The sequence below is a fragment of the Parendozoicomonas verongulae genome (assembly GCF_009711465.1).
GTDB classification, from domain to species: domain Bacteria; phylum Pseudomonadota; class Gammaproteobacteria; order Pseudomonadales; family Endozoicomonadaceae; genus Sansalvadorimonas; species Sansalvadorimonas verongulae.
This window is the reverse complement of record NZ_SMME01000859.1, coordinates 601-25,491: the sequence shown is the minus strand read 5'-3', so window position 1 is coordinate 25,491 and position 24,891 is coordinate 601. Positions and strand designations below refer to the sequence as shown.

The window sequence follows — 24,891 nt, the reverse complement described above, 5'->3', positions numbered from 1 at the left end:
GTTTCATGCCAATAGTCATGGATACTGAATGTTTGTAAGAAAGAACAACCCGGAATACTGTACATTCGCTGAAGCCTTACCCGCTGTAAGGGAATGGTTTACTTCTGAGCGTGGCCAGTTTCTACTGGAAACCGAGCAGCGGCTGCTCGGCACGTTATTGCCAAGAATGTTCGGACACCATGCCTGCACATTAGGTATACTGCCTGATGCGTCTTTACTGGACGAAACCCCGATTGTACACAAAACTTTTCTCTCGCCGCTGGATGAACGTCCGGTTGAAAGGATGGTGCGGCTGTCTGTGACCGACTGGCCTATTCAACCCCGGAGTATGGACGTGGTTCTGCTGCATCATGCACTGGAGTTTGCCGAGCGGCCCCACCGGATGCTGCGGGAGTCCTGTCGGGCGATTTTGCCGGGAGGGCGTTTAGTTGTTGTAGGTTTTAATCCTCGCAGTCTTTGGAACCCGGTACGTATGCTGGGTTTAGGGCAGGATCGCGCCATTCGGCGGGCAAAATTTTACCATCCCAGGCGCATAAAGGATTGGCTGACCCTGCTGAATTTTCGCACTTGCCATGTACACTATGGTGGTGGACTCTTTCCACTCACCACACGCTTTTCTCCCGCAAAACGGCGCAGAGTAGAAGACTTTATTGCCGACAGCCCTCTGGGGCTGGGAAGTTTTTATGTGCTGGTTGCCGTGAAGGAACGTTCCGGCCTGATCCCCTATGATCGCCGGTGGCGCAACACTCGCAATGGCCTTTTAGGTAGCACAGCTTACACAGCTGGTAATTTGATGAAGGATAAACGTTGAGTACAGTGGTTGAGATTTTCACCGATGGCGCCTGCAGCGGCAATCCCGGCCCCGGTGGCTGGGGAGCGGTTCTGCGATACGGTACCAAAGAAAAGCACATTTACGGTGGAGAGAGAGAAACTACCAACAATCGCATGGAGCTAATGGCAGCTATTGAAGCGCTGGCACTGCTGACCCGGCCCTGTAAGGTGAAACTGACGACAGACTCCCAGTACGTTCGTAAGGGTATTACCGAGTGGATGGCAGGTTGGAAACGTAAGAACTGGATGACTGCCAGCAAAAAGCCGGTAAAAAACGTAGACCTCTGGAAACGTCTGGAAGCAGAAGCAGCTAAACACGACGTGGATTGGCACTGGGTGAAGGGTCATAGCGGTCATCCGGATAATGAGATGGCAGATGAGCTGGCCCGCAAGGGTTCAAAAGAAGCTGCCGGTTCATCAAAGTAATGAGTTGAAAATATGTCCCGAATCATTGTACTGGATACAGAAACCACCGGCCTGGAACCCTCTTTGGGTCACCGTGTGATTGAAATTGGTTGTGTGGAGCTGGTGAACCGTAAACTAACGGGCAATCATTACCATGTTTACATCAACCCGCAGCGGGAAGTGGAAGCCAGTGCGATAGAAGTGCACGGTATCACCAATGAATTCCTGCAGGACAAACCTGTCTTTTCCCAGATCGCCCAGGACTTCCTGAATTTTGTAAATGGTGCAGAACTGGTGATCCATAATGCACCCTTTGACGTGGGTTTTATTAACCATGAATTCCGCATGCTGACGAATCCTCCCGGGAATATCGAAAGTTACTGCAAAATCACAGACAGCTTGGCACTGGCCCGAAAAAAACACCCCGGCCAGCGCAATAGCCTGGATGCTCTGTGTAAACGTTATGGTGTAGATAACTCCAGTCGCACACTCCACGGTGCATTGCTTGACTCCGAAATTCTGGCAGATGTATACCTGATTATGACTGGCGGTCAGACCTCCCTGTCCCTGGGGAACCTGACGGGCGGTGGTGAGAGTGGCGCATCGGGCATACGCCGTTTATCTGCTGATCGCCCTCCCTTAAAAGTGATAAACCCTTCTGAAGATGAGTGGGTGGCCCATCAGAAGAAACTGGATGTACTTGAGAAAAAGGCTGGGAGCTGCCTCTGGAAAACCACATTTCCTGAAGAATATCACTGATTGGGTACCTGAGGGTGTATCGCCTGAAGGGCTGCTGATATAGTTGGGAAACTCTGAGTGTCAGTTTGGGGGAGTGGTATGGCTGGCCTCATATAAGCCTATAAAAAGGGAGTGTTAACGATGGCTGGTGTATTATCCCTGTCGCCACTTCGAGAAGAGCTTGACAGCACAGTGGAATCTATCGTTCATCGGTTGGGAACCTTCTCGGAAGATCGAAACAAAACTGCACTGTTGCAGGAAGCGTCCCGCGAAATTGACCAGGTTTACGGCGTTGTCCAGATGATGGAGCTCAGTGGTGCAGAGCTGCTGGTGAACGAGCTGGTGCACCTTTGTCACAACATTCAACAGGGCAATGGTGGGCAGGATAATACTGACGATAATCTGGAAACTCTCGGTAAAGGGCTTTTCATCTTTCAGCGTTACATCGATTTTATACTTACCCGCAATGATGAACTGCCAGAAATATTGTTGCCTGCCATCAACCACATGAGAAAACAGCGTGGTGTAGCTGTTTTACCTGAGAGCCAGTTTTTTTCCATGACTCCCAGTCATGCTATTGGCAATGAATCCCAGGTGGATATGGCCGGTAAACCGCTGTGTACTGACCCTGAGCGCAGCCGATATACCACCCGCCGGTTGCGTCAAATGTATCAGGTGGGGCTGCTGGGTATGTTGAGCCATAAGCGCCCCTATGCAGGAATGCGCTTAATGCAGCGATCCTGCTCCCATCTTTCTGCACTACACAGTCATCTTCCCTTTTCCCGTTTCTGCACTGTGGTGTCTGCCTGCCTTGAGGCATTCGTGGATATGGAGATGGAGCTGACCCGGCCCCGCCGCATCCTCTTTAGTCGTGTGGATCAACTATTGCGCAAGTTGCAGCTGCCAGCAGGGCTGGAAAGTCTTGAAGTTGCGGACCAGTTTCTTAAAGAGATGCTTTATCTGATTGCCGTGTCAGGTAGCTGCGGACAACAGTCCAATCAAGTACTGGAGCAGTTCTCTATCCTGCCACTGCCGTTTAGCGAAAAGTCTTTGCAGGAGGCCCGCAATGCTATGGCTGGCCCTGCCTCGGAAGTGTTGGAGTCGCTCTCTCACGCACTGACCGATGAGTTGAGTGCGGTCAAGGACATGCTGGATCTGGCTGAGCGTGGTGCGAACAGTACTGATCTGGACTACACAGGACTGGCGGCATCTATGTCTACACTGTCGAAAACGCTGGGGGTTGTCGGATTGCACTCAGCAGCGAGCACTCTGCAAAAACAGCAGGCTCAGGTACAACTTTGGCAGGAGCAGGAAGCTTCTGTGGAACGACTCCATGAGGTGGCGGACTCTGTGCTTTATGTGGAAGCTATGGTGAGTTCCCTAAGCCAGCTGTCAGCTATTGTGACGGTATCAGAAGAGAAGGTACCGAAAATGTCGGTACTCGATGGGCAGCTGGGTGAAGCGCGATTGGTGGTATTGGATGAGGCGATGTCTGGCCTGACGCTGACTAAACGAGCCATCAATGCTTATCTGGAATCGGGCTATGATAAAATCCATCTGGATAACCTGCCTAAAATTCTGCAGGCCGTTCGTGGCGGGATGCAGTTCTCCGGTGAAGAACGGGGCGCACAGCTGATGCAGTGCTGTGCCGACTTTATTCGTGATAAAGTACTGCAAAATGAAGAGCGGCCTGCAAACAGCGTGCTGGAAACCTTCGCTGATGTGTTGTCCAGCCTGGAATACTTTATAGAGTCTGGTTCTTCCGATGGTGCTTATGGGGATCAGGCTCTGGAACTGGCCGAGGCCAGTTTGCTCGAACTTGGATATAACGTTGCTGCAGCCTGATTTCTCCCCTCATTTTAACGAGCTATTGCCTGAGGCATGGCTCGTTTTTGTTGAACGTCTTATGCTTCCCTCACCGGCTGGAGGGTTCCTTTGGGAGCCGTCTTTATTGCCGAAGTCTGAAGTTTTACAAACCTTCACCCTTGGCACTATTGGTGGCTTGCAAGTGAAAGCTGTGCAGGTGGTGTCCCAGCCGTCTTTTCCGGAAGGCATGTCTGTACGCAGTGCGCTACTGCAGGATGATGGTTCCCATGGTTTTCTCTTTCATCAGGCTGCCAGCCTTATGAATTGGGGGGCGAACTTCAAGTTTTGCCCCCGTTGCCAGGCTCATTTAGTGATTACTGATAATATCCATGATCGAGGCCGGAGTTGCAGTCAATGCAGCTACAGGGGTTATCCCACAGTCAGCCCCTGTGTGATCACTCTTATCCATCGGGGTGACCATGTGCTTTTGGCCCGTGGGCTTAATCACCCGCCGGGATTCCATTCGTTGATAGCCGGTTTTGTGGAACCCGGTGAAACACTGGAACAGGCTGTAGCACGGGAGATCATGGAAGAGACAGGGCTTGAGGTCGATAATATTGTTTACCAACACAGTCAGCCCTGGCCGATGCCCCATAATTTGATGATGGGTTTTCATGCTCGGTACAAAAGTGGTGACATTAATATTGATACGCAGGAGCTGGCCCATGCCCAGTGGTATCCTTTAGCAGATCTGCCAGCGTTACCGCCACCTCAGACCATTGCCTGGCAGCTGATTGATAAATATCGTAAGAATTTTCAGCCCTGAGGATTAAGTACCCGGATCATTGGGTAGTTAGTAGAAAAGCTCCCGGGCGGGAGCTTTCTTCAGGCAGAGTCTGATATCAGGCAGGGAACAGTTCGCTCAGCTTGGTAGCCAGCATCATGTCACCTTCAGCACGCAGTTTGCCCATCATGAACGCTTGCATACCGTCCATTTCACCACTCATAACACCGCTCAGAGTTGCGCTGTCCATGATCAGGGTTACGTTGGGATCATCGTTTGCACCTTCAACGATTTCACAGGCACCATCCTTGACGATCAAGTGGTAAGTGTCACCGTCTTCGATGTCGAACTGGAATACCAGATCCAGGCCGGCAGCGGCATCAGAGTTGAATTTGCCCTTCATGTCGTCGAAGACTTCAAGGAGATTTGCCATTGGTCATGTCCCTTTCTGAATTAACTCAACAAAATCTACTTAACAACTGGCCAGCTTATTATTATTGCTGTCGCATTATTGGGCTTATACCAGGTTACAGGTAGTGTTCGCGGTTACGAATTATTACGAACTGCGTCAGGGTATTTGACGCTTATATGGGTGTCAACCGAAAGGTTCTATCTTTCTTCCCCAAAAGTTTTTATTTCCCCTCTTGTTCTGGTTTACTCTATTGCGCGAATAAAAGCAGACCTCTGACTTGAATTGGGAGACGGGTATTGGAATTTTTGGTGGAGATTGGTCTGTTTTTGACCAAGGTTGTGATTATCGTAGGTGGTATCCTTGCCATTGTGGCGGGTGTAGCAGCTGCGGGGAGTAAGGGGAAGGGGGAGGCGTCCGGGCGTATCAAGGTGCGTAACCTGTCCGACGAGTATGCGAATACCCAGAAGTCCCTTGAGTCTTCCCTGCTGGATAGTGATGCGCTGAAGAAAAAGCGCAAAGAAGAAAAGAAGCAGGCGAAAGCGAAAAAGAAAGCCGACAAAAATAAAGAGGATGAAGCTCTCAGGCCTCGAGTGTTTGTGCTGGATTTTCATGGGGATATTCGTGCCTCTGCGGTGAGTCGTCTGCGTGAGGAGGTGACAGCTGTTCTCGGTCAGGCTCGGCAAGAAGATGAAATCATGGTTCGTCTGGAGAGTGGTGGCGGCATGGTTCACTCCTATGGCCTTGCCTCATCTCAGCTGCAGCGTATCCGAGACAAAGGTATTCCGCTGACTATCTCTGTAGATAAAGTGGCAGCCAGTGGTGGTTATATGATGGCGTGTCTGGCGGATAAGGTGATTGCGGCACCTTTTGCTATTATCGGGTCTGTGGGTGTTATGGCCCAGATCCCTAACATTAACCGCTTACTGAAAAAACATGATGTGGATGTCGAGCTGCATACTGCAGGTGAATTTAAACGCACACTGACGGTGATGGGTGAGAACACTGAGAAGGGCCGTGAGAAGTTTATTGACGACCTGGAGAACACCCATAAGCTGTTTAAGGACTTTGTTCTTCGAGCTCGCCCAGCGGTAGATGTCGAGCAGATTGCAACAGGTGAAATCTGGTACGGCTCTGAAGCCATTGGTAAGCAGTTGGTGGATGAGTTGAAGACCAGCGATACGTATCTGACGGATTGCTATGCCCGTGAGATGGGTGTGTACCATGTGAGCTGGAGCGAGAAAAAGTCTTTGACTAAGAAGATTGGGCTGGGTGCACAGGGAGCTATGACAGGTTCTCTGGAAGCCCTCTGGGAAAAACTGGCGTCTTCACGCTTTCCTGGCTGATCATCATGATAGGGATTCAGGATATTGTGACTATTTATTAACGTCAGTTAGTAAAAACTCCGGCCTGCTGAAAGGTGTGCCGGAGCTTTTTGGTTTTGTGCTGTAAGGAAGAGTCAGGCAAACAGCTTTTCGTTGATAAACGGAATCAGTGCCAGTATCAGTGCCTGGTGGTACACGGATGATCGAGAAAGAATGCCGCCGGTCAGTAAGCCGATTGCCCCACCTCTCTGTTTGATATTGACAGTTTGGAACTGCTCGTCCATCACATCTCCCAGCTCTTTTCCTTTCTGAACACTCTGTAAGACTGCCGGTGGTAGTGGCAGGGCAGCGGAGCGTGCTTCGCCAGACCGATCACTGTTGCTGATCACCATCCAGGCAAATGTGTGTTCGCCCTCAATGCCGGCTTCCAATCCTACCCAAAAATCTGCGTCTGGTTTTTTCGTTTGCGCGTTCTTCACCCTGTTTATTGCGCCAAGTCGAGTTTTCTCATCGGATAGAGGCTGGTCGGGTACCTCGCTGGGTACGGATAGTCCGCTGACTTCCAACGATTGCCCAAACACTTCGGCAAAAGCACTTTCTACAGCGCTGATTTTTGCGGGATTGGTGGAAGCAACAATAATTTTTAGTGGGTCAGAGGAAATATGAACAGACAAGTTGCGTACCTTTGTGGAAATCAACAGTTATTTTCTCGGTAAATTGTACCTGTTCCGGCGATAATGATAATCTGCACTTTTATAGATATTTCTCTCTTATTTGGATCTTTTCCTTTCGAGCTTCTCTTTTGGAGTTTTGGAAGGTGATATGAGGAATCTGTTCTTATGATGCGCTCAAGGCTGGTCAGTGAACTGACAGCGGTAATGATTAACATGAATACTGGTCACCGCGGCTGTTGCGCCGAGTGTTGTACCGGTGCATGTGATCAGGCGCAGCAGGTGACTCAGCGACAGGCCATTCAGCCGCCTCAATAGCAGCGCACTCATTCGATTTCTTTTGGTTGTCACGCTATTTTTAGCGAGGCAGCCTGTATTTATTTCTCAGAAGCTATCCAAGCTAATCAAGCGACCCATGAGCAAAACAGACAACGCCACCGAAGCGACCAGGCCCAGTAACTTTCTGGAGCAGATTATTGAGCGCGACCTCGCCGAAGGCCGTGTGCCTGACAACAATGTTGTCACCCGTTTCCCGCCTGAGCCTAACGGCTTCCTGCATGTTGGTCACGCCACGTCCATCTGCCTGAACTTTGGTCTGGCGGAAAAGTATCAGGGCGAGTGCAACCTGCGCTTTGACGACACCAACCCTGAGAAGGAAGAACAGGTTTATATAGACGCTATTCAGGAAGATATTGAGTGGCTGGGCTTTAAGTGGGCGGGCAATGTTCGCTTCGCGTCCAGCTACTTTGATCAGTTCTACGAGTGGGCTCTGCACCTGATTCGTGAAGGCAAAGCCTATGTGGATCATCAGGATGCAGAAACCATGCGTGAAAACCGAGGCAATTTTAACAAGCCCGGTGTTGAAACTGCTGATCGCAGGAAGAGTGTGGAAGACAACCTGGCCGAGTTTGAAAAAATGCGTGCCGGTGAGTACGAAGAAGGTCAGGTTACTCTGCGAGCCAGGATTGACCTGCAAAGCGCCAATATGAATATGCGTGATCCGGTGCTGTATCGTATTCGCAAGGTGCCCCACCACCAGACTGGTGATAAGTGGTGTATCTACCCAAGCTACGACTTTGCCCATGGTCAGGAAGATGCGATTGAGGGGGTCACCCACTCTATCTGTACTCTGGAATTCCAGGATCATCGTCCTCTGTATGAATGGTTCCTGGAAAACCTGCCGGTGCCTGCAAAGCCAACTCAGTATGAGTTTGCCCGCACCAACCTGAACTATGTGGTGACCTCCAAGCGTAAGCTGAAGCGTCTGGTTGATGAAGGTTTGGTAACCGGTTGGGACGATCCCCGTATGCCGACAGTATCCGGTATGCGCCGCCGTGGCTACACACCTGCATCTATTCGTAAGTTTGCCGAGATGGTGGGCATCAGTCGTACCGACGGTATTGCGGACTTCTCCATGCTGGAGCACGCCATCCGTGACGATCTGAACACCAACGCAGCCCGTGCCATGGCTGTTCTGAACCCTCTGAAGGTGGTGATCACCAACCTGCCAGAAGGTGACGTGCAGGAGATGACTGCAGCGGCTCACCCGAACCGTCCTGAACTGGGTGATCGTACTCTGCCGTTTACCCGTGAGCTGTACATTGACCGTGCTGATTTTAACGAAGATAACAGCCTGTCCCGTAAGAAGTTCAAGCGTCTGGTGACTGACGAGTACATTCGTCTCCGTGGCAGCTACGTGATCAAGCATGAAGAAACTATTAAGGATGATAACGGCGAAATTACCGAGATTCGCTGCAGGTACATTCCCGGCACCGTGGGGGAAAACCCTCCGGAAGGCGTGCGTCCTCGCGGAGTCATTCACTGGGTGTCTGCGTCTCACGGTCAGGAAGCGGAACTGCGCATCTATGATCGTCTGTTCACTCACGAAGCGCCGGATCGCGGCGAGGAAGACTTTCTTGTTCACATGAACCCTGAGTCTTTCAAGGTTACAAAGGCATGGGTTGAGCCAGGTCTGGCAGCGGCCAGGCCTGAGCAGGGCTTCCAGTTTGAGCGTGAAGGCTACTTTGTGGCGGATCGCTACGATCACAGCTCTGAGAAGCCCGTGTTTAACCTGACCATCGGCCTCAAGGACACTTGGGCATCCAAGGCTAAGTAATAGGGAGATTGACGTGTTACAGATTTACAATACCCTGTCCCGTAAAAAGGAAGAGTTTAAGCCGATTGTTGACGGCGAGGTGAAAATGTATGTGTGCGGCATGACCGTATACGACCTCTGCCACATCGGCCATGCCCGGGTTCTGGTGTCTTTCGACGTGGTGACCCGTTACCTGCGTTCCCGTGGTTATAAAGTCACTTACGTGCGCAATATCACCGACGTGGATGACAAGATCATTCGTCGTGCCAATGAGAACGGTGAAGACTTCATCGCACTTACCGAGCGTATGATTGCGGAAATGCACAAGGATTCCGGTGAGCTGGGTGTACTGCCCCCTGATGCTGAGCCAAAGGCGACGGCTTACATTGATGAGATGCAGGCTATGATCACCACTCTGATCGAAAAGGGTTATGCCTACGCGCCGGGTAACGGTGACGTGTACTACCGCGTTGGTAAGTTTGAAGGCTACGGCAAGCTGTCTGGCAAGGTTCTGGAAGAGCTGCAGGCCGGTGCCCGTATCAGTGTAGAAGAGCAGAAAGAAGATCCGTTGGACTTTGTGCTCTGGAAAGGCGCCAAAGAGGGTGAGCCAAGCTGGGAATCCCCTTGGGGGAATGGTCGCCCTGGCTGGCACATTGAGTGCTCCGCCATGGGTAAGTGCTGCCTGGGCGAGACATTCGATATTCATGGCGGTGGTCCGGATCTGAAATTCCCTCATCACGAGAACGAAATTGCCCAGAGTGAAGCGGCTAACGGAAAGACTTTCGTGAACACCTGGATGCACGCCGGTGCTGTGCGGGTGGATAACGAGAAGATGTCCAAGAGCCTGGGTAACTTCTTCACCATCCGTGAAGTGCTGGAAAAGTACCCTGCTGAAGTTGTGCGTTACTTCCTGATATCCAGCCAGTACCGCAGCCCTATCAACTACTCCGAGGAGAGCTTGAAGGAAGCAGCTGTTCGTCTGGAGCGCCTGTACACTTCTCTGGATGGTCTGGATGTTGAAGGTGTGGCTGCCGAGCAGGGCACTGAATTGGAGCAGCGTTTCCACAGGGCGATGGAAGATGACTTCAACACGCCAGAGGCGCTGGGTGTGGTGTTTGAGCTGGTGCGTGCCTTGAACAAGGCTCGCGCAGAGAATGCAGAAAACACTTTGGCTTTGGCGGCTCTGGTTAAGAAGCTGGGGGCAATTCTGGGTATTCTGCAGGATAATCCGGAGTCTTTTCTGAAGTCCGGCGGCGATGTGGACGTGGCGTGGATCGAAGAGATGATCGAAAAGCGCAAAGCAGCCAAGAAAGCCAAAGACTTCGCCGAAGCCGACCGTGTTCGTGAGGAGCTGGCCTCCAAAGGTGTTCAGCTGAAGGATACCCGTGAAGGGACAACCTGGCAGATTGAGCGCTGATACAGATTTTTATAGATGGTGATAAAAGGGCGTCTGCGGACGCCTTTTTCTGTTTTTATGGTGTGGTAGCTTTTTTGTGGTCTTTGGCAGCCAGATAAGGGTGCAGGAGAACCTGATTGATATCCGGGCGCATCTGGGGATCCTGGTTGCAGCACTCCTGAACCAGTATGACGGCTTGCTCTGGTGGCCGAGGATCTAATTTTCGCAGGGTTTTTAAGGAATGGGGGGCGCCGACCTCTTTTGCAGGGTGGTGGTAACGCCATCCTGTAACATTATATGGTTCTTGTAAGTCTTGTAGAGCATCGGGAATAGGAGGTTGTTTTGTAAGGCTAACATAAAGAATCACGCCAAGTCCCCAGATGTCACTTTTCTGTGGATAGAGGAGAGGAGGCTTTTTGTGAAATAGTTCTGGTGCTGTGTAAAGAGGGGTTCCTGGCATTCTCATAATGGGGAAACTTGTATTGACACAGGCAGACAGATTGAAGTCGGCAATCTTGATGCGAATCAGTTTATCTCCCTCAATTGCGACAAGGATGTTTTCTGGTTTCATGTCTCGATGGACAATGTTCTTGCTGTGAAGAAATTGTATGCCACAGGCAATATCTCGAATAACCTTTAAGACATTGTATTTGTTAAAGAGATTGGGTTTACTCTGTAATGCCTGCATCAGATTGCCATCAGGCATATATTCCAGAGCGACCCAGAGTTCTTCTTGGCCCCTGGTATTAACAACTGTGGTTATTCCCTGCAGATTAATAATACGATCATGTTTCATTTCGTGGAGAAAGGCCGCTTCTCGGGTCAGCTCCTTGAAGTACTCGGAATCTGTTTTTAGTCGTTTAACGGCGAGATGCTCCTGTTTTCCTTTGGTGGATTGATAGAGAACAATTTTTCCGTGCAGGCCTGATCGTATTGTCTTGACTCTATTCCAGCTTGGGAGCTCTGGCATAGAGGGGATGCCGAGATCTGTAAGTTGTGGGATCGACAGGTGATCCTCTTCTTTTGGCAGGAGTGCATGAATAGGAGGAGTGGGGGGGAGAGACGCTGTAACAGGTGTAAGAGTGCTCAGTGAGAGTGCCTCCAGCTGCCTTGACAGCCTATCCTGCTTTGCTGGAGTTAGACGAAGCTCTTTGGTCTCTTCGGTTGAATGCTCTTCAAAATGAAAGACAAAAGGTGTCGGGTCATCTGCAGGGACGATAGTCAGAAGGGTGGATTTGAGGTGTTGGGTCACAGTTTGAAGTGGGGGAAGTGGTGTGAGTGGGGCACCAGGATAGCTGGCTAACAGGCGGCCTATTTGAGAATCTCTATCGGATTTTTTATGGGGCAGTGAATCCATTGAAATCAACCACGAAATAAGCCCATCGGAATCGGGACAGCCCTGTTCGGTATAGAGAAAATCCTGGCCGATGATGTCGAATGCTTCCAGCCTCCCGTCGAGAGCGGCTTTGCTGGTTTCCTCTATAAGAGTGCTTTCATTTTTTATTGTGTCTTCTGGCAGTGCAAAGAGTCTCAGCTGTTTCCAGTCCTGCCTGAGTAAAGTTTGTGTGTGTGGTGCTGGGAATTGATCGGCGGAACGATGAATTGTCAGTATGGCGAGGTAGGTAGCTCCCGTCGCAGCACTTGAAAGTCCACAAAATAATATCAATATCAAATACAGGCTTCTCGTTCGCTTATGCATTAGTAGTACCTCTTTTTCGTTTGAGGCAAGTGTAGTCGTCAATGCTAAGTGTTTATGTCTGTATTCTGCTGATACCTGTGTACAAAAAACTACGTTTTTACCATACAGAATTAACAAGGCTCTGGTTTAAGATGGCTTCAGTTGTTTTTTCCGGAGAGATGTAAGGCGCTGTTCTTTGGTCGCCTTGGTAACCAGACTATGTTTTTGAATCGCTTTTTCACTGCCCATGCCGACAATCGTTTTTCTTTCACCAGGGAGCAGGCCAGTCAGTTTGCCAAGCAGGTAGCGAATGACTTTAACCCTATTCATGATGTAGATAGCAAACGCTTCTGTGTGCCTGGCGATCTCCTGTTTGCCAAGGTTCTGATTGAAGAGGGTTTAAGTAAGCATCTGCGGGTTCAGTTTAAAGGCATGGTGGGTGACGGGGAATCTCTCTCTTTGCAGGATTTATCTGGTGGCTGCAAAGCGCTGATCAATGATGCCGGAAAAGAGTACCTGGAAATCTGCAGTGATGGGGGGCGGATTACCGATGCTGATATTATTGAAAAGTTGGTGTGCAGTTATGTGGCATTTTCTGGCGAGAACTTTCCCCATGTGCTGGTGCCATTAATGAAAGATGGCGGCGTTATGATCAATCCAGCCCGCCCTCTGGTGATTTATGAAAGCATGTCAGTGGAGCTGGATTCTGTTGATCTGGTTGATCCCTGTATTGAAGCTGCTGGTTCAGCTTTGAATGTGGATGGCCGCAGGGGCAATGTCAGCCTTGAATTCGTCTTTAAGGATAGTGGCAAGGTTGTTGGTCGCGGTAAGAAGACTATGGTGTTATCCAGCCTGCGGGAATTTGAACAGCCTGCCATGGATGCACTGGTGAATCAGTATTTCGAGCGACGGGAGCAGTTTGCTGCCTGATTACGGGAAAAGTTATAAAAAGGAGGCACTTCAAACAAGGTGTCTCCTTTTTTTAAGTTTTCCTTCTGGAAAGAATGGTTTAGTTAGACTTTTTCAGATAGCAGCTCAACAGAACGATACGGGTACCATTCACACGACCTTCAATATGTTCAGGGTTGGAGGTGAGGGAGATATTGCGAACAGCGGTGCCACGTTTGGCGGTAAAACCTGCCCCCTTAACAACAAGATCTTTAATAATGGTGACGGTGTCGCCATCCTGTAATGGTGTGCCATTGCTGTCCAGGGTGGGGGTGTTATCGTCATCTTCAGCATTGCTCAGGCCCGCTTCGGCCCACTTCTGTATGTCATCCTCCAGATACATCATATCCAGAAGGTCCTGTGCCCAGCCGCCAGCAGGCAAACGTTTGAGCATACGCCAGGCCAGAACCTGTACTGCAGGATTGGGGTTCCACATGCTGTCCCGCAGGCAGTGCCAGTGGTTTTCATCCAGTTCTGCGCCGCTGATCTGAGTCTGACACTGTGTGCAGAGAAAAGCAGACTGCTCGGCAGAGCTGTCGGAGGGGGCAACTTCAAAAACATTCAGGTCGTTTTCACTGCCGCAGAGTTCGCATTTGGATTCGCTGCGCTGGCGCAGGGTTTGTTCGATGGTCATGACTTCAATCATTCATGGGTGGGGGAAGGCGATATAGTATGAAGGCAGTATCTGTTATAAGGAAGGTGGCTGATTCTCCTATTTCTGTTTACCCTGATACAAGTTTGAGGGAGCATTCAGTGATGTGCCGTAAGAGGTTGGTTATGTCAGTGTGGCTAACTGATTGTTGGTGATGTGTTTTTTTGCCGTTGACGAAGCTCGCCGGGATCAGTAATATTCGCCGCGTCTTCTGAGAGCAGCGATGCACTCAATCGGGCATTCGGGGTATAGCGCAGTCTGGTAGCGCGCCTGCTTTGGGAGCAGGATGTCGGGAGTTCGAATCTCTCTACCCCGACCATATTTTGTAAATGCTAGCGAATGGATTCGGATTGATTTAATCTCATTAATAATGAGACTGTTTAATCTGGACAGTTTTCGAGCGCCCGTAGCTCAGTTGGATAGAGCAATGGCCTTCTAAGCCATCGGTCGCAGGTTCGAATCCTGCCGGGCGTGCCATTTCCAAAGATGCTTCACGATATCCTTTCACATATTCTGATCACCCTCCGGTATCAATTTTGTGTTTCGATTTTCATCTTTCGGTTGGGCTTGCAAGTTTAGGATGGTTGGGTAATATGCCAGCCTGTTGTAAGAGGATAAAGCCTCTTCGATAAAAGAATAGTGGTGGACGTAGCTCAGTTGGTAGAGCCCAGGATTGTGACTCCTGTGGTCGAGGGTTCGATCCCCTTCGTCCACCCCATTCTTATTGAGGTATATCTTCTTTCTTGTTTTGCTGGTGGACGTAGCTCAGTTGGTAGAGCCCAGGATTGTGACTCCTGTGGTCGAGGGTTCGATCCCCTTCGTCCACCCCAGTTTGATTGGTAGTATATATCTATACTTTCGGTCATGGGCTTTTGTCCCGCGGATGTGGTGGAATTGGTAGACACGCTGGTTTTAGGTACCAGTGCCGGAAGGCGTGAGAGTTCGAGTCTCTCCATCCGCACCATTTAATTTGAAAAAAGGGGGTAAGCATGCTTATCCCCTTTTTTCGTGCGCGTGTGTTTGAGCTATTGTTAGTCCTGCTCCGGCGATGAAACTTCGTCATAAAGTGGAAAGATACCGCCAGAATGGGGAATGACAGCAGTTTGGATGCGTAAAGTTTCGTGTGAATCCTAAGTTCACGAAATGCCTGGTTCTGTACAACAAAAGAATCTGATACTCTGTTGCACTTTTCTGAGCTTTTAACTTTAAGAAACGCTCGTTGCAACACTTGGTTTATGAGGATTAACCATGCAAGTCTCACTTGAAACGACTTCCGGCCTCGAGCGCCGTTTGACCATCACGGTGCCTGCTGCAACCGTAGAAACTCAGGTGGATGACCGCCTGAAGAAAATGAGCAAGCAGGTAAAGCTGGACGGTTTCCGTCCTGGCAAAGTACCGTTCAAGGTGGTTAAAAAGCGCTATGGTCAGAGTGCTCGCCAGGAAGTTCTGGGTGAGGTTATGCAGTCTTCCTACATGGAAGCTGTGATCAAGGAAGAACTGCACCCAGCAGGCGCTCCTAAGATCGAACCCAAGACTATTGAAGAAGGAAGTGACCTGGAATTTGTCGCTGTCCTGGAAGTCTACCCTGAAATCGAACTGGGTGATTTCTCCAAGATCGCAGTAGAAAAACCTGTTGCTGAAGTGGCTGACGAAGACGTTTCCAAAATGCTGGAAACTCTGCGTGAGCAGAGCAAGACTTTCGAAGATGCCGCTGAAGATGCTGCTGCCGAAATGGGCGATACTGTTGTTATCGACTTCAAGGGCTCTATTGATGGTGAAGAGTTTGAAGGCGGTGCAGCTGAAGATCAGAACCTGGAGCTGGGTTCCGGTCGCATGATCCCAGGCTTTGAAGATGGTATCGCTGGTATGAAGGCTGGTGAAGCGAAAGACGTAACCGTCACCTTCCCAGAAGACTACCAGGCTGAAGATCTGAAAGGCAAAGAGGCTGTTTTCGCAATTACTGTGAAGAAAGTACAGAAGCCAGCTCTGCCTGAAATGGACGAAGAGTTCTTCGCACGTTACGGTGTGAAAGAAGGCGGCATGGAAGGTTTCCGCACTGAAATCACCAAGAACATGAACCGTGAACTGACTCAGGCTGTTAAGAACAAGGTCAAGAATCAGGTTATGGACGGTCTGCTGGAGGTTCACACTGTTGACCTGCCAGATGCTCTGGTTGAACAGGAAATCGATCGTCTGAAAGAGCAGGCTGTACAACGTTTCGCTGGTCAAGGCATGCAGGGTCTGGACGCATCTGCACTGCCAGGTGAAATGTTCAAGGCTGAAGCTGAGAAGCGCGTACGTCTGGGGCTGATCGTTGGCGAAATCGTTAATGCGAAAGAGCTGAAGGCCGATGATGACCGTGTTCGGGCTATGATTGAAGAGATCGCTTCTGCTTACCAGGAGCCTCAGCAGGTTATCGACTGGTACTACGGTAACGAGCAGCAACTGAGTCAGGTTCAGTATGTTGTGCTCGAAGAGCAGGTGGTAGATACTATTCTTGAAGCTGCTCAGGTAACTGAGAACACCTGCAGCTACGAAGAAGCTATCAAGCCGGCCCCGGCCAAAACTGAAGAGGGTGCCGAAGAGGATGAAGCTGAAGCCTGATCTGGCAGATGCTTAAGTCCAACCGGCCCCTGAACGGGATGTCGCCATAAGGCAGCATCCCAGACTGACAAGGAGCCATTCAAGGATATGTCCCATTTTATCGATTACCGCGCTCCCGACATTAGCGCCAGCGGGCTGGTGCCAATTGTTGTGGAACAAACTGCTCGCGGTGAGCGGTCCTACGACATTTACTCCCGTCTGCTCAAGGAACGGGTGATCTTTTTGGTTGGACAGGTCGAAGACCACATGGCCAACCTGATTGTCGCTCAAATGCTGTTTCTTGAAGCGGAAAATCCTGACAAGGATATTCACCTTTATATCAACTCCCCCGGCGGTTCTGTAACAGCAGGTATGGCAATTTACGATACCATGCAGTTCATCAAACCAAACGTCTGCACCTACTGCATCGGTCAGGCGGCCAGTATGGGAGCGTTACTGCTGGCGGCCGGCGAGAATGGCAAGCGTTTCTGTCTGCCTCATTCCCGTGTGATGATTCACCAGCCTCTGGGTGGATTCCAGGGCCAGGCCTCTGATATCGAAATTCACGCCCGTGAAATCCTGACCATCAAGGAAAAACTCAACAAAGTTCTGGCTCACCACACAGGGCAGCCTCTGGACGTTGTTGAGCAGGATACTGACCGTGACAACTTCCTGTCTGCTGAAGATGCGATGAAATATGGCCTTGTTGACAAGGTTATGGATCGCCGTATTCAGGACGACAAAGCAGGCAAATAGTACGTTGCTTTGTTACAGCCTGCCTGGTCACATTGTGTGATCAGGTGGGTTTTTCTGTTTTTGAAATCCCGCATTTTGACAGGGTTTCGTGCCGGTTTTGTTACCAGTGGGGTTTTAACCTTGAAAAATGGCAGCAAAACCCGCATCTTGTTTCTGAGGCAACCGAATAAGCCGAAGCATCTGGAAGATGCTCCCCAGACGTCCGACACGGGCGGGTTACTGAAAGTAGTGCTTTATTCATGTGTCTTGATTACGTTTTTAATTATTAGAGTCCCGTGACAACAGGGTATAGCGAATGACCGACCAAACAAATGGAAAGGGCGAAGACGGCGGAAAGCTTCTTTACTGCTCCTTCTGCGGCAAGAGCCAGCATGAAGTGCGCAAGCTCATTGCTGGTCCCTCGGTCTTCATCTGTGACGAATGTGTTGATCTCTGTAACGATATTATTCGTGAAGAAGTTCAGGATGCTGTACCGGAAGGTACCAGTGAGAAACTGCCTGTTCCCCGTGAGATCAAGAATATTCTTGATGAATATGTCATTGGTCAGCAACGTGCCAAGAAAGTCCTTTCTGTGGCCGTTTATAACCATTACAAGCGACTGCAGGCCGGCGATAGCCGCAAAAAAGAAGATGTAGAACTCGGCAAGAGCAATATCCTGCTGATTGGCCCAACGGGTTCTGGTAAAACATTGCTGGCTGAAACCCTTGCCCGCCTGCTGAATGTTCCCTTCACCATGGCAGATGCTACAACACTGACCGAAGCGGGTTATGTGGGTGAAGATGTTGAAAACATTATCCAGAAGCTTCTGCAAAAGTGTGATTACGATGTGGAAAAGGCCCAGATGGGTATTGTTTACATCGATGAGATCGATAAGATTTCCCGCAAGGCGGATAATCCCTCTATTACCCGTGATGTCTCCGGTGAAGGCGTGCAGCAGGCACTGCTGAAGCTGATTGAAGGCACGGTGGCTTCAGTACCTCCACAGGGCGGTCGTAAACATCCCCAGCAGGAATTCCTGCAGGTGGACACATCCAACATCCTGTTTATCTGTGGCGGTGCATTTGCGGGTCTGGAGAAGGTTATCCGTGACCGTACAGAGAAGGGGGGTATCGGCTTCACCGCAGAGGTGAAGAGCAAGGATAACGGCAAGAGTGTTGGCGAAACCTTCAAGACGGTTGAGCCGGAAGATCTGGTGAAGTTTGGTCTGATTCCAGAGTTTGTTGGTCGTCTGCCAGTGATCGCAACACTGGAAGAGCTGGACGCTGAAGCTCTGGTTCGCATTCTAACCGAGCCCAAGAATGCTCTGACCAAACAGTACGGCCGTTTACTGGAAATGGAAGAAGTGGAAGTGGACTTCCGTCAGGACGCTCTGGAAGAAGTGGCCAGGCAGGCAATGGAGCGTAAGACCGGTGCCCGGGGCCTGCGTTCCATTCTGGAAAATGTGCTGCTGGATACCATGTATGATATTCCGTCTGACAAGACTATTACCAAGGTGGTGGTTGACGGTAGTGTTATTCGTGGTGACTCCGAACCGCTGCTCATGTACGAAAACAAAGAGCAGCCACCCCGCGCTCTGCCTGAAGAGTAAAGCTTCACAGATAACAGGCCGGATCAGCATCCGGCCTGGTTTTATTAGAAACCTGTTTTTATAACGTTTTACACGCCGCTCTACCCTGCCAGATTTTGTCTTTTCTCACTACTGTTATTGTCCCTGACCATCTCGCAGGAACCATGATGGCAAAGTGAGAGTCTGAGCTTTAACCCTGTTTAGCCTTGTATTTTGTGTTCTGAACCCTCATCTTAGATTCAGGCTCTTCGCGACACAGTTGGGTCAGTAGAACGCCGCCGGTCGGTGTGGTTATTTTGAGATCGGGAAGTACAACAAGAGAGGGCTGTATATGGAACAACAAGATACTCGTCAGCGCGAAAGGACAGAGCTGCCACTGTTACCGCTGAGGGACGTCGTCGTCTACCCTCACATGGTGATTCCCCTGTTTGTTGGGCGCGACAAATCCATTCAGGCTCTTGATGCTGCCATGGATGCGGATCGCCGTATTTTTCTGGTAGCCCAGCGTAATGCACAAAATGATGATCCGGTTACGGAAGACCTTTATGAGTTGGGTACCGTTGCCAATATTCTTCAGCTGCTAAAACTTCCTGACGGGACTGTGAAGGTTCTCGTCGAAGGTGGACAGCGCGCCGCTATGAAATCTATGAACATTCAGGGCAAATATTGCTCCGCTGTCGTTGATCTTCTTGAAGAAGACGAAGTGGAAGAGCGTCGTGGCGAAGTTCTTACCCAATCTCTTTACAGTCAGTTTGAGCAGTACGTTCAGCTGAGTAAGAAAGTGCCAGCGGAAGTGTTGAGTTCACTGTCTGAAGTGAATGAGCCTGCCCGTCTGGCCGACAGTATCGCTTCCCACATGGTTTTGAATGTGGAAGAGAAGCAGAAGATTCTTGAAATTGTTGATCTGGTAGAACGTCTGGAATACCTGATCAACCTTATGGAAACCGAGATTGATCTGCTACAGGTTGAGAAGCGTGTCCGTGGTCGCGTGAAAAAGCAGATGGAGCGCAGTCAGCGGGAGTATTACCTCAACGAACAGATGAAGGCGATCCAGAAAGAGCTGGGTACGCTGGAGGATGAGCAGGACGAACTGGAAGTTCTGAAAGATTCCATCGAAAAAGCGGGTATGCCCCAGGAAGCGATGGACAAGGCCATGGCGGAGCTGAAAAAGCTCAAGCAGATGTCGCCTATGTCCGCCGAAGCGACCGTGGTGCGCAGCTACATTGACTGGATGATCAATGTGCCCTGGAAGAAGCGCAGCAAAGTGCGTCATGATCTTAAACGTGCCGAAAAGATCCTGGATCAGGATCACTACGGCCTTGAGGAGGTGAAAGAGCGCATTCTGGAATACCTCGCCGTTCAGCAGCGTGTCCGCAAGCTGAAAGGGCCGGTTCTGTGTCTGGTGGGCCCTCCTGGTGTAGGTAAAACCTCTCTGGGTGAGTCTCTGGCTCGCGCCACAAACCGCAAGTTTGTGCGTATGGCGCTGGGTGGTGTGCGTGATGAAGCGGAAGTTCGTGGTCACCGTCGTACCTACATCGGCTCTATGCCGGGCAAGCTGATCCAGAAAATGTCCAAGGCCGGCGTAAAGAACCCCCTGTTCCTGTTGGACGAAATCGACAAGATGGGCGTGGATATGCGCGGCGATCCCGCCTCCGCACTGCTGGAAGTACTTGATCCAGAGCAGAACAGTGCTTTTAACGATCACTATCTGGAAGTGGATTACGATCTGTCTGACGTAATGTTCGTATGTACCTCCAACTCCATGAACATTCCTGCGCCTCTACTCGACCGTATGGAAGTGATTCGCATCCCCGGTTACACGGAAGATGAGAAGATCAACATCTCCCAGCGTTACCTCGTACCCAAGCAGCAGAAACGTACCGGCCTGAAAAAAGGCGAACTGGATGTAAGCGACGAGGCTGTGCGTGATCTGGTGCGTTACTACACCCGTGAGTCCGGTGTCCGTGGCCTTGAGCGTGAAATTGCCAAAATCTGCCGCCGTGTGGTGAAAGAGAAGGCATTGGGTCGTGATGATGTGATCGACACCGTAAAGCCTGATGATCTTGAACATTACTCCGGTGTGCGCAAGTTTAACTACGGTCTGGCGGAAGAGCAGGATCAGGTGGGTCAGGTGACCGGCCTGGCCTGGACATCTGTCGGTGGCGAGCTGCTGACCATCGAAACTGTATCCGTTCCCGGCAAGGGGCGTGTCACCAAGACCGGCTCTCTCGGTGATGTGATGCAGGAATCCATTCAGGCGGCGCTGACCGTTGTGCGCAGTCGTGCACAGGTCTTGGGTATTCCTGCCAACTTCCACGAAAAAAATGACATGCACATCCACGTGCCAGAAGGTGCCACGCCGAAGGACGGACCCAGTGCCGGTATCGCCATGTGTACTGCACTGGTGTCTGTGCTCACAGGCATTCCTGTGCGGGCTTCAGTGGCGATGACCGGCGAGATCACTCTTCGTGGTCAGGTGCTGGCCATTGGAGGTTTGAAGGAAAAGTTGCTGGCGGCCCACCGTGGTGGCATCCGTACGGTTCTGATTCCTGATGAGAATGCCCGTGACCTGAAAGAGATTCCGGAAAATATTAAACGGGATCTGGATATTCGCCCTGTGAAGTGGATTGATCAAGTACTGGAAGTGGCGCTGCAATATATTCCCAAGCCTCTGCCGGAAACTGAAGCCGTTGTGAAGGATGAAGAGAGCAAAGACGTGAAAGAGGCGGGTATCAATACCCACTGATAGCGTTTTGCGGTAAAGCATCCTTACACGAATGTGTAAGCCTGTAAGCCGATACGGGGCAACCTGTATTGGCTTTTCTGTATTTAATATCGCGTTTTCGCTTCAAGCCCTTTATTTTCAGGGTTTTCCGGCAGTTCTGCCTTGACAGTCACGGAAACCAGTTGGTATAAAAAATACCTTTAAAATCAGACATTGCCTGGATGTTCTGCCCGACGGGTTTTACCGTAGCTTTTCTGAGTTTACCGGTGTTCAGGGAGAGCACTGGAATATCTGCAGGGCAGATATTCTACCGGGTTTCACACACGAGAACGATGAGTAAATCGTAAGGGGAAAAGAGTGAATAAGTCAGAACTGGTTGATGCTATTGCAGCTTCTGCTGATATCCCTAAGGCTTCTGCTGGTCGCGCACTGGATGCAGTGATCGCTTCCATCACCGGCGCACTAACCAGCGGTGACGCTGTGTCTCTGGTTGGTTTTGGTACTTTTGACGTGAAGGACCGTGCGGCCCGTACTGGTCGCAACCCTCAGACTGGTCAGCCCATTGAAATTGCAGCCTCCAAGGTTCCAAGTTTCAAGGCTGGTAAATCGCTGAAGGACGCTGTTAACGGCTAATTTCTGCTGGTTAACACAAACACTGGAAAGGCGTATCCCATGGGTGCGCCTTTCTTTTATTCCGCTTTTGTGTAATGGAGGCGGACGTTGGGCAACAAAACGGCTATTTTACTGTCCATAAAGCGGGTAGTTGCAGATTCTTGATAAGGGGTCTGTTATGCTTCCGAACACTATTGGCCTGCTATACCAGATTGTTCCAATTGAGGTGAAATTGGGCAGGCCGTTGATTATCTAGGATGTTGCAGGGGACATTATGCTGCAGGACATGAGGGAGCGAGCGCAAGGCTGGGTCGCGAAAGTGATCGTAGCTGCTATTGCTTTTACATTTGCCGTATTTGGACTGGAGAGTCTGAGACCGAATACCAATAATCCGGATGTTGCCACTGTTGGCGGTGAGAAGATCACCCAACAGCAACTACTGGAAACCATGGATCAGCAGCGCCGTATGCTGATTCAGCAGATGGGGCAGAATTTTGACCCCTCCATGCTGGACGAACGCCTGTTGCAGCGTTCTGCCCTGGAGTCCCTGATTCAGCGTACCGTTATTCGTGATGCGGTGATCAAGAGTGATATGGCGATTTCTGATCAGATGATTGATCAGGTAATCCGCACCGCACCGGAGTTTCAGGTAGACGGCCGTTATAATTCCGACCGAGTACTGCAGTACGTGCGCAGCATGGGTATGTCTGTACCTCAGTTCCGCGCCATGCTCCGTGAAGAGATGATTACCACTCAGCTGCGTGCTGGTATCGCCGCCTCTGAGTTCATGACCCCTTACGAGCTGCAGAACCTCAGCGACCTCCAGAGCCAGACCCGTGATATTTCCTGGATGGTGCTCAGCGCTGAAAAGGCCCGCAACGCAGTGACCGTATCCGATGCTGAGATTCAGGCGTTTTATGATAAGGACAGCACCAGCTTTATGCAGCCTGAACAGGTTAGCGTGAACTATGTGATTCTTGATCGTGCCAAACTGGCGGAGCAGATCAAGATCTCAGATAGCGATATCCATACCCGTTACGAAACCCGTGTGGCTGAGCTGAAAAAGGCTGCCGATGAGCAGACAGTAGCGTCTATGATTCTGCTGGAACCAAACGATAAGCGCGATGACACTGCAACCCTGGCAGAAGCGAAAGAGATTCGCACCAAACTGGATAACGGTGCTGCTTTTGCTGATCTGGCTAAAGAATTCTCTGAGGATCCAGATTCCGCTGCCCAAGGTGGTAGCCTGGGTGAGATAGAAAGCGGCTTCTTCGGTGATGACTTTGATAGTGCGCTGGCTTCCTTGAAAAGTGGTGAAATATCCCAACCTGTGAAGACCGATTTCGGTGTGGTGATTATCCGTCGTGATGGTTCTTCCGAAGCCCGTATCCCTTCACTGGATCAGATGCGTTCCTCTCTGGTGAAAGAGTTGCGTGAACAAGCAGTTGACCCCATCTTCATTGATAAATCTCAGAAGTTGGCGGATATCAGCTTTGAAGCCTCTGATCTGGGTCAGCCTGCAGAAGCACTGGGTCTGACTATCGAAAAGACTGGTCTGTTTGGTCGTGACGGTGGTGAAGGCATTGCTGGCAATCGTGGTGTTATTGCCGCAGCCTTCAGCGATGATGTGCTGAATCTGGGTGCGAACAGTGACATCATTGAACTGTCTCCCGGGCAGGTTATGGTTCTCCGTGTGCGTGAACACAATAAAGCCGAGCGTAAGACGCTGGCAGCTGTTCGTAGCGAAGTGGAAGCTCAATTGCGCAGCGAGAAGGCTGAAAAGCAGTTGGAGGAGAAAGCCGGTGAATTGGTTGTCAGCCTGACTGACGGTGCCGATGTGGCAGCTGTTGCTAAGGACAATGCCCTGACCTGGACTGAAAAAGAAAAAGTCCAGCGCTTCGATAGTGAAGTGCCTGCTCAGGTTGTTGGTGAAGCCTTCAGGATTGCGCATCCTGCCAAAGATGCTTCCAGCTTTGCCTCTGTAACCCTGCCTAATGGTGATCTGGCCGTTGTGCGTGTGAGTAAGGTGACTCCAGGAACTGAGGTGGTCAGCAAAGATCAGATGCGTATGATGGGTGCAAATCTGGCAGTGCGTAATGGTACTCAGTTGTTTGATGAGTATGTGCGTAATCTGCGTTTGCATGCTGAAGTGAAGATCAATGTCGGTAACAACGAGGAAGGCGGTGAGGGTTAATTTCTCATTCGCTTTCTGAAACAAAAAAACCGAAGCAATTTGCTTCGGTTTTTTTGTTTGTCCGGCGAAGCGGGCAAACCTGGCAGGCTGAAAGAAGCCTGTACCATCCCGACTGAGGGGAAGGTAATCCGAATGGCAAGGGCGCTACTGGCCAACGGCAGGGTCTGAAGGAAGCCATAGGAAGTCAGAGGTACACAGCGCAAGCGAACCTGATTCGGCAGATTGGGAGCGGTAAGCGTGCAAAATAACGCAAAGCCCGGTACTCAGTCAGTCCCATCCCACTAATTTTACAATGGGTTCTCCGTTGATCAATCCAATCTCCTGTACCCCATAGGGTGTTTCCTTGCGGATGGCCGCCATGATCATCACTTTGTGGACATCAAGGCCGACACAGTTCTTCACATTAGTCTGCATTAATCTATGCTCCCTACGTTCATGGAGGGACAGCAGAGCCCGATGGCCAGAGCCGAAAGGCCATGCCCCCAGAGACGGAGGCAGGACTTTTTACCGTACATTCAATGTTGTGAGACATGAGATACTTGAGGGTGCGAGCGGTTCAAACCGGGTCAATTTACGCGCAGGGACGAACCCTGTAAAAAAACGACCACTCTCGGGCTCTGCACAAGGCTATTGTGGCGGGTAAATGATTTTCGTGTTTGGGGTGGCCACCAGTACTGCAAGAAGAACTTCAAAGCCGGAGGCCCCGACCATGAAGA

The 24,891-nt window shown here is 50.5% G+C and carries 21 protein-coding genes and 5 tRNA genes; 20 read left to right on the top strand and 6 right to left on the bottom strand.

The features are described 5' to 3' along the window. Positions 1-28 precede the first annotated feature (28 nt). From E1189_RS16935 to nudC, 5 genes are all read left to right on the top strand, one after another. Positions 29-811, top strand: a complete 783-nt coding sequence (locus tag E1189_RS16935; protein ID WP_155161775.1) for a class I SAM-dependent methyltransferase — start codon at positions 29-31, stop codon at positions 809-811. Continuing rightward, positions 808-1,257 (top strand): ribonuclease HI, encoded by a 450-nt coding sequence (gene rnhA / locus E1189_RS16930; RefSeq protein ID WP_155161772.1) that lies wholly within the window; start codon positions 808-810, stop codon positions 1,255-1,257. The genes E1189_RS16935 and rnhA overlap by 4 nt, the downstream gene beginning before the upstream one ends. A gap of 12 nt (positions 1,258-1,269) precedes the next feature. After that, positions 1,270-1,995, top strand: a complete 726-nt coding sequence (gene dnaQ / locus E1189_RS16925; protein WP_155161770.1) for a DNA polymerase III subunit epsilon — start codon at positions 1,270-1,272, stop codon at positions 1,993-1,995. Between the two features lie 120 nt (positions 1,996-2,115). After that, positions 2,116-3,819 carry a FimL-related protein gene (locus E1189_RS16920; protein WP_155161768.1) on the top strand — a complete coding sequence of 568 codons (1,704 nt, stop codon included), beginning with the start codon at positions 2,116-2,118 and terminating at the stop codon, positions 3,817-3,819. Between the two features lie 106 nt (positions 3,820-3,925). Then, positions 3,926-4,606, top strand: a complete 681-nt coding sequence (gene nudC, locus E1189_RS16915; RefSeq protein ID WP_230460480.1) for an NAD(+) diphosphatase — start codon at positions 3,926-3,928, stop codon at positions 4,604-4,606. Between the two features lie 76 nt (positions 4,607-4,682). Here nudC and E1189_RS16910 read toward each other — a convergent pair whose 3' ends face one another. Continuing rightward, positions 4,683-4,997 (bottom strand): SCP2 sterol-binding domain-containing protein, encoded by a 315-nt coding sequence (locus E1189_RS16910; protein ID WP_155161763.1) that lies wholly within the window; start codon positions 4,995-4,997, stop codon positions 4,683-4,685. Positions 4,998-5,272: 275 nt separating this feature from the next. On the opposite strand from E1189_RS16910, the gene sohB reads away from it, so the two are divergent. Then, positions 5,273-6,319, top strand: coding sequence for a protease SohB (gene sohB / locus E1189_RS16905; protein WP_155161761.1), 1,047 nt, complete (start codon positions 5,273-5,275; stop codon positions 6,317-6,319). 113 nt (positions 6,320-6,432) lie between these two features. Here sohB and yjjX read toward each other — a convergent pair whose 3' ends face one another. Continuing rightward, positions 6,433-6,972 carry an inosine/xanthosine triphosphatase gene (yjjX, locus tag E1189_RS16900; RefSeq protein ID WP_155161759.1) on the bottom strand — a complete coding sequence of 180 codons (540 nt, stop codon included), beginning with the start codon at positions 6,970-6,972 and terminating at the stop codon, positions 6,433-6,435. Positions 6,973-7,146: 174 nt separating this feature from the next. Further along, on the bottom strand, positions 7,147-7,299 hold the full coding sequence (locus E1189_RS16895) for a hypothetical protein (RefSeq protein WP_155161757.1): 153 nt from the start codon (positions 7,297-7,299) through the stop codon (positions 7,147-7,149). Positions 7,300-7,384: 85 nt separating this feature from the next. On the opposite strand from E1189_RS16895, the gene E1189_RS16890 reads away from it, so the two are divergent. Both E1189_RS16890 and cysS read left to right on the top strand, forming a co-directional pair. After that, positions 7,385-9,085 carry a glutamine--tRNA ligase/YqeY domain fusion protein gene (locus E1189_RS16890; RefSeq protein WP_155161754.1) on the top strand — a complete coding sequence of 567 codons (1,701 nt, stop codon included), beginning with the start codon at positions 7,385-7,387 and terminating at the stop codon, positions 9,083-9,085. 13 nt (positions 9,086-9,098) lie between these two features. After that, positions 9,099-10,481, top strand: a complete 1,383-nt coding sequence (cysS, locus tag E1189_RS16885) for a cysteine--tRNA ligase (RefSeq protein ID WP_408014757.1) — start codon at positions 9,099-9,101, stop codon at positions 10,479-10,481. A gap of 55 nt (positions 10,482-10,536) precedes the next feature. Here the strand turns inward: cysS and E1189_RS16880 are convergent, their stop codons facing one another. After that, the gene (locus E1189_RS16880) at positions 10,537-12,159 is read right to left on the bottom strand and encodes a serine/threonine-protein kinase (RefSeq protein WP_155161752.1); all 1,623 of its coding nucleotides are present in this window, start codon (positions 12,157-12,159) and stop codon (positions 10,537-10,539) included. Between the two features lie 141 nt (positions 12,160-12,300). Between E1189_RS16880 and E1189_RS16875 the strand changes: the two genes are divergently transcribed. Then, positions 12,301-13,068 (top strand): DUF3581 family protein, encoded by a 768-nt coding sequence (locus E1189_RS16875; RefSeq protein WP_230460479.1) that lies wholly within the window; start codon positions 12,301-12,303, stop codon positions 13,066-13,068. A gap of 79 nt (positions 13,069-13,147) precedes the next feature. Here the strand turns inward: E1189_RS16875 and E1189_RS16870 are convergent, their stop codons facing one another. Then, a complete protein-coding gene (locus tag E1189_RS16870; protein WP_155161750.1) occupies positions 13,148-13,720 on the bottom strand; it encodes a PhnA domain-containing protein in 573 nt (190 codons plus the stop codon). A 260-nt stretch (positions 13,721-13,980) separates the two neighbouring features. Between E1189_RS16870 and E1189_RS16865 the strand changes: the two genes are divergently transcribed. From E1189_RS16865 to E1189_RS16815, 11 genes are all read left to right on the top strand, one after another. Further along, a tRNA-Pro gene (locus tag E1189_RS16865) sits at positions 13,981-14,057 on the top strand. An 81-nt stretch (positions 14,058-14,138) separates the two neighbouring features. Then, a tRNA-Arg gene (locus E1189_RS16860) sits at positions 14,139-14,215 on the top strand. 165 nt (positions 14,216-14,380) lie between these two features. Beyond that, positions 14,381-14,456, top strand: a tRNA-His gene (locus E1189_RS16855). A gap of 36 nt (positions 14,457-14,492) precedes the next feature. After that, positions 14,493-14,568: transfer RNA gene (locus tag E1189_RS16850), tRNA-His, on the top strand. A 49-nt stretch (positions 14,569-14,617) separates the two neighbouring features. Then, positions 14,618-14,702 (top strand) — tRNA-Leu (locus E1189_RS16845). Between the two features lie 284 nt (positions 14,703-14,986). Then, positions 14,987-16,342 carry a trigger factor gene (gene tig, locus E1189_RS16840; RefSeq protein WP_155161747.1) on the top strand — a complete coding sequence of 452 codons (1,356 nt, stop codon included), beginning with the start codon at positions 14,987-14,989 and terminating at the stop codon, positions 16,340-16,342. Positions 16,343-16,429: 87 nt separating this feature from the next. Then, positions 16,430-17,077 (top strand): ATP-dependent Clp endopeptidase proteolytic subunit ClpP, encoded by a 648-nt coding sequence (gene clpP, locus E1189_RS16835; RefSeq protein WP_155161745.1) that lies wholly within the window; start codon positions 16,430-16,432, stop codon positions 17,075-17,077. Positions 17,078-17,372: 295 nt separating this feature from the next. Further along, on the top strand, positions 17,373-18,665 hold the full coding sequence (gene clpX, locus E1189_RS16830) for an ATP-dependent Clp protease ATP-binding subunit ClpX (protein ID WP_155161743.1): 1,293 nt from the start codon (positions 17,373-17,375) through the stop codon (positions 18,663-18,665). Between the two features lie 310 nt (positions 18,666-18,975). After that, positions 18,976-21,390: an endopeptidase La gene (gene lon / locus E1189_RS16825; RefSeq protein WP_155161741.1), complete on the top strand. Its 2,415-nt coding sequence runs from the start codon at positions 18,976-18,978 to the stop codon at positions 21,388-21,390. Positions 21,391-21,726: 336 nt separating this feature from the next. Then, entirely contained in the window at positions 21,727-22,002 is a 276-nt protein-coding gene (locus tag E1189_RS16820) for an HU family DNA-binding protein (RefSeq protein ID WP_329602093.1), read from the top strand. Between the two features lie 253 nt (positions 22,003-22,255). After that, positions 22,256-24,175, top strand: a complete 1,920-nt coding sequence (locus E1189_RS16815) for a SurA N-terminal domain-containing protein (RefSeq protein ID WP_155161739.1) — start codon at positions 22,256-22,258, stop codon at positions 24,173-24,175. Positions 24,176-24,442: 267 nt separating this feature from the next. Here the strand turns inward: E1189_RS16815 and E1189_RS16810 are convergent, their stop codons facing one another. After that, entirely contained in the window at positions 24,443-24,589 is a 147-nt protein-coding gene (locus E1189_RS16810; protein ID WP_155161736.1) for a hypothetical protein, read from the bottom strand. Positions 24,590-24,891: the final 302 nt, after the last annotated feature.

Excerpts from the sequence above, each read along its gene's own strand:
- E1189_RS16935 (WP_155161775.1), top strand. The coding sequence starts at position 29 with ATGTTTGTAAGAAAGAACAACCCGGAATACTGTACATTCGCTGAAGCC.
- dnaQ (WP_155161770.1), top strand. The coding sequence starts at position 1,270 with ATGTCCCGAATCATTGTACTGGATACAGAAACCACCGGCCTGGAACCC.
- E1189_RS16920 (WP_155161768.1), top strand. The coding sequence starts at position 2,116 with ATGGCTGGTGTATTATCCCTGTCGCCACTTCGAGAAGAGCTTGACAGC.
- E1189_RS16910 (WP_155161763.1), bottom strand. The coding sequence starts at position 4,997 with ATGGCAAATCTCCTTGAAGTCTTCGACGACATGAAGGGCAAATTCAAC.
- E1189_RS16895 (WP_155161757.1), bottom strand. The coding sequence starts at position 7,299 with ATGAGTGCGCTGCTATTGAGGCGGCTGAATGGCCTGTCGCTGAGTCAC.
- E1189_RS16890 (WP_155161754.1), top strand. The coding sequence starts at position 7,385 with ATGAGCAAAACAGACAACGCCACCGAAGCGACCAGGCCCAGTAACTTT.
- E1189_RS16880 (WP_155161752.1), bottom strand. The coding sequence starts at position 12,159 with ATGCATAAGCGAACGAGAAGCCTGTATTTGATATTGATATTATTTTGT.
- E1189_RS16870 (WP_155161750.1), bottom strand. The coding sequence starts at position 13,720 with ATGACCATCGAACAAACCCTGCGCCAGCGCAGCGAATCCAAATGCGAA.
- tig (WP_155161747.1), top strand. The coding sequence starts at position 14,987 with ATGCAAGTCTCACTTGAAACGACTTCCGGCCTCGAGCGCCGTTTGACC.
- clpP (WP_155161745.1), top strand. The coding sequence starts at position 16,430 with ATGTCCCATTTTATCGATTACCGCGCTCCCGACATTAGCGCCAGCGGG.
- clpX (WP_155161743.1), top strand. The coding sequence starts at position 17,373 with ATGACCGACCAAACAAATGGAAAGGGCGAAGACGGCGGAAAGCTTCTT.
- lon (WP_155161741.1), top strand. The coding sequence starts at position 18,976 with ATGGAACAACAAGATACTCGTCAGCGCGAAAGGACAGAGCTGCCACTG.
- E1189_RS16815 (WP_155161739.1), top strand. The coding sequence starts at position 22,256 with ATGCTGCAGGACATGAGGGAGCGAGCGCAAGGCTGGGTCGCGAAAGTG.
- E1189_RS16810 (WP_155161736.1), bottom strand. The coding sequence starts at position 24,589 with ATGCAGACTAATGTGAAGAACTGTGTCGGCCTTGATGTCCACAAAGTG.